This window comes from Lentilactobacillus parafarraginis DSM 18390 = JCM 14109, assembly GCF_001435895.1.
GTDB lineage: Bacteria > Bacillota > Bacilli > Lactobacillales > Lactobacillaceae > Lentilactobacillus > Lentilactobacillus parafarraginis.
This window is the reverse complement of record NZ_AZFZ01000114.1, coordinates 1-3,621: the sequence shown is the minus strand read 5'-3', so window position 1 is coordinate 3,621 and position 3,621 is coordinate 1. Positions and strand designations below refer to the sequence as shown.

The following is a 3,621-nucleotide window of genomic DNA, read 5'->3' as shown; positions in this document are numbered from 1 at the left end:
ACTTTTTCATGGAACTTTGGACATTACCCAGGTGGTCGTAACAGCCAGCATCAATACTTGTCCCCTTGCTGGCAACTTAATTATACTAGATTTTGCATAGTTTGTAAGGGTTTGCATTTCGCTGCTATTATAATTATGAGTACCTTATTAATAATAAATGCCAAATAACCAAGGCTTTAAGCGATTCTAATCACGGAAGATTCGAAATACTCATAAAGTACTAATTAAAACTTATGATTTTCATAACTAATTGCAAAAAGTGAAGGGGGGATTGAGCATCTTCAAAACCCTGAGATTCGCAATAATTCAGTGTTACCGAAGCCATAAAAATCGGGCAAAACAAAAAGCCGCCAACCTCTCAGCGACTTTTCTTATCCAACTCAGTTCACTTATGTGTCCTCTGATTTCTTGAAGTCAGTAATTGGGTGTGAACAAATAAGATTTTGTCAAACATTAATCACGAATTCCAAACTTTTTTGGATTTATTAAGATTTTGTTAACAAAACTATAACGATCTATATTATACTAGTTGATGTGTTTGCTTAATAATACTTGTATAAGAAAGGGAGAATTGTTTTGAAAATATGTCCACAATGCCATAAGAAGAATCTGGGGGATGCAAAATTTTGTGTCTTTTGCGGGTTCAATTTAACTAACGTTACCCCAGTATCAGCAGATCCCCAGCCAGAAGCTTCAAAGATGACGTCACAACCAGACGCTTCATCCGCCGATAATCAGCAGACTTTTCGGGACCCTCACCAGAATGATCAAAATAACCAGTCCCAATCCTCAGAGGCCCAGGCCGACCAAAGCGCAGCCTACAATACCAAGTATGCTCCAAACAATGGGTTTAACCAGTTTCTGAGTTACTTCAAAGACTCATTAGTTAACCCTCACAATGCCATTGCCGCACCGAAATATGGCGGGCTAATGTCAATCGGTGTTTATGCAATCTTAATGCTGATTATTTTCAACTTAGGCGCCAAACGAATGATTGATTTAGTTGTCGCCCAATCTCCAAGCGAATATACCGTGAGTGTTTTTGCCCCAATCAAAACCGCAATTATGCAATTTTCCGGAATCTTAATTATTTCTTCGTTGGTATACATATTGGTCGCGTTCACAGTTCGACGAACCCTCTTAAATGACAACATTGCATTTTTAGATTTTACGGATATGTTCGGAATTTATATTAATATTAGCTCGATTTTGTTATTGCTATGCCTCATTTTATCCCTATTTGTGAGTGTGACCTCCTTTACGTTGATGGAAACCATTGCCTTCATATTTGCATTAAGCCAACTCATTCTGAATTATGCCACCGTGATGACTTTAAAGGATATTACGGGTCGCTTCAATAACTTTTATGCGATTCTCATTGCCGAAATTGTGCCAGCGATCATTAGCTTGTGGGTAACTTCAGTCTATCTTCAAAGCATCTATGGCAATTTGATTAGCTGGTACAATCAAATTGGCGAATAACACGGGAGGAAAATAGCATGGAAAAGGATCAATTTTTTTGTCCCAACTGTGGCACTAAGATCAGCCGCAGTGACGTTTATTGCCCTGAATGTGGCTACAATATCAAGAAGTATTTGGACACGCTTCAGGATCAGCCAGCCCATCAAAAGCCGGCTGCTACCCCTAAAAGCACGCCTCATCGGTCGACACAACCCGTACGCAGAGCCCCGCGAAAGCCGATTAAAAAATGGCAGACCTTTACAGGTGTCACCATTATCATCATCCTCGTGGGTGGCTATTTGTTCTTAAACAATTACTATGGTAAAAAAGCGACTGCAAACCGCTTGGTCACGGCGATCAAGCAAGATCAAGGAAAAGCCTTGGCCGCCCTGATAACTTCGAACGACCCGAGTTTTAAACCCACTTCTTCAAATGTTGAACCGATGGTCACTTACTACAATCAAAACAAAGACAAACTTGCAACTTTAAAAAGTGACTTAACCACGACGGGTTTTGTCAACGACCGCATGAGATTCGTTGATTCCGGCCATCATTTTTTCGTCTTCCATAATTACAAATTAAAGGTCAAACCACTCTATCCGCAGATTCAAACAAATAAGAAGAATGCCAAGCTCAAAATCAATGATAACGTTGTTGCCAATCAAATGAACACAACCGATCCAAAGAAATTTGGCCCGTATATTCCGGGTGAATACCACATCCAAACTTCCGCAACGGTTCATGGCCACAAGTTGGTGAATAACGGCGACTATAGCTGGATTAATCCTTCTAATTATGATTTGGATATTCAATCGATTTTACAAACGATTTCCTATTCAGTGAAGGGCCAACCAGGCTCCAAAGTCTATCTCAGCGGCAAAGAAATCGGTAAAATTGGTAGCAACGGGTATTACGACATTAAAAACTATCCATTCAGTCAGAATATGACGATCAGCCTGTCGCTGAAAACGCAATCAGGAAAAGTTGTCAATTCTCAAAAAACCAAAGTCGATATGAGCATGAATAATACCACCATTACCCCACAGTATTCGGGATTTGCAACGACTGATGAGGCAAGTGACCTCATCAACTCGATCTGGGGAGATATTAGTGATGGCACCGTCACCGACACCGAATCAGCTAACGATGATGATTACGCGGATTACTTTATTGGCGGCAGCACCTCAGTTAATTACCAAGAAATGATCAAAATGGTGGATGGTTATCAAAAAGATGATGATATCCTCGACTATGAAATGGAACCTTCAATCAAGTCGGTGGTTCCTTATGACGTTAATCAAACTAAGGTGGTCTACGACGTCAAGTATACTTTCGACAACGATGATCATTACCATATCCAAATTTTTGAATACGATGCGATTATCCAAAAGTCTGGATCTGGTTACAAACTGAAGTCCAATACGATGGATCACAAGGTTGACGATTATGATAAGGATGAATAATTCCATCAGTTGATACTCATGAACGTAAGTATGCATGCGTTAAGAAGCCATTACAAAAAAAATCGCGATCTATTTAAAAAATGAACTGAACCCCCTGAATTAGAGAAATCCATTTCAGGGGGTTCAGTTCGTTTGCAACGGTTGTTTTACCATTTTACAACCTTTAATTTTACTTTTTTTAAGGCTACATTTGACCATTTTGCAGGTCAATGCTAACCCATAACTTTATACAAGATATTTGGGAGATCCTAATTCTGTTGACGCAAAGATAATTCGAAGAAAGATCCCAAAGATCCCGTACTATCAGCATCTTAACTACAGATCTAAATGCACAAACAACCGCGAATCTCTCAGCGACTTTCCTTTTTAAACTCGGTGCACTTCACTGTTATTGGTGAAGAGCCCTTTTATTTTGCCTCAAAACTATCACTGAAATTTTTGACTGTCACCATAAATTCCCATTATCCAAAGTTTCAAAAAATGAATCGTTGATTTCGAATTACCTTAACTAGTGTAAATCCTAACAAAATATTGACTTCAATCCAAAAGGGCTTAATCACAAGATCAGCTTCACAAAAGGATAGTCGCTACAAAAAAATTTTGTTAACAAAACACGCCAACCGCTATGCAACTCGGATTGATCAATTTTATCAGCAAAATAACAAAGAATTAAGAAACTGTTTGAGATCTCTAAAAG

Annotated in this window: 2 protein-coding genes and 1 pseudogene; all 3 read left to right on the top strand. The window is 39.0% G+C overall.

The features are described from left to right. Positions 1-552: 552 nt before the first annotated feature. Positions 553-645: pseudogene (locus FD47_RS16250) on the top strand (zinc-ribbon domain-containing protein); the annotation flags it as partial. A gap of 54 nt (positions 646-699) precedes the next feature. Then, positions 700-1,482: a hypothetical protein gene (locus FD47_RS13865; RefSeq protein ID WP_054736632.1), complete on the top strand. Its 783-nt coding sequence runs from the start codon at positions 700-702 to the stop codon at positions 1,480-1,482. A 17-nt stretch (positions 1,483-1,499) separates the two neighbouring features. Then, complete coding sequence (locus FD47_RS13860; RefSeq protein ID WP_054736630.1) at positions 1,500-2,924, top strand: zinc ribbon domain-containing protein; 1,425 nt, start codon at positions 1,500-1,502, stop codon at positions 2,922-2,924. Positions 2,925-3,621: the final 697 nt, after the last annotated feature.

Excerpts from the sequence above, each read along its gene's own strand:
- FD47_RS13865 (WP_054736632.1), top strand. The coding sequence starts at position 700 with ATGACGTCACAACCAGACGCTTCATCCGCCGATAATCAGCAGACTTTT.
- FD47_RS13860 (WP_054736630.1), top strand. The coding sequence starts at position 1,500 with ATGGAAAAGGATCAATTTTTTTGTCCCAACTGTGGCACTAAGATCAGC.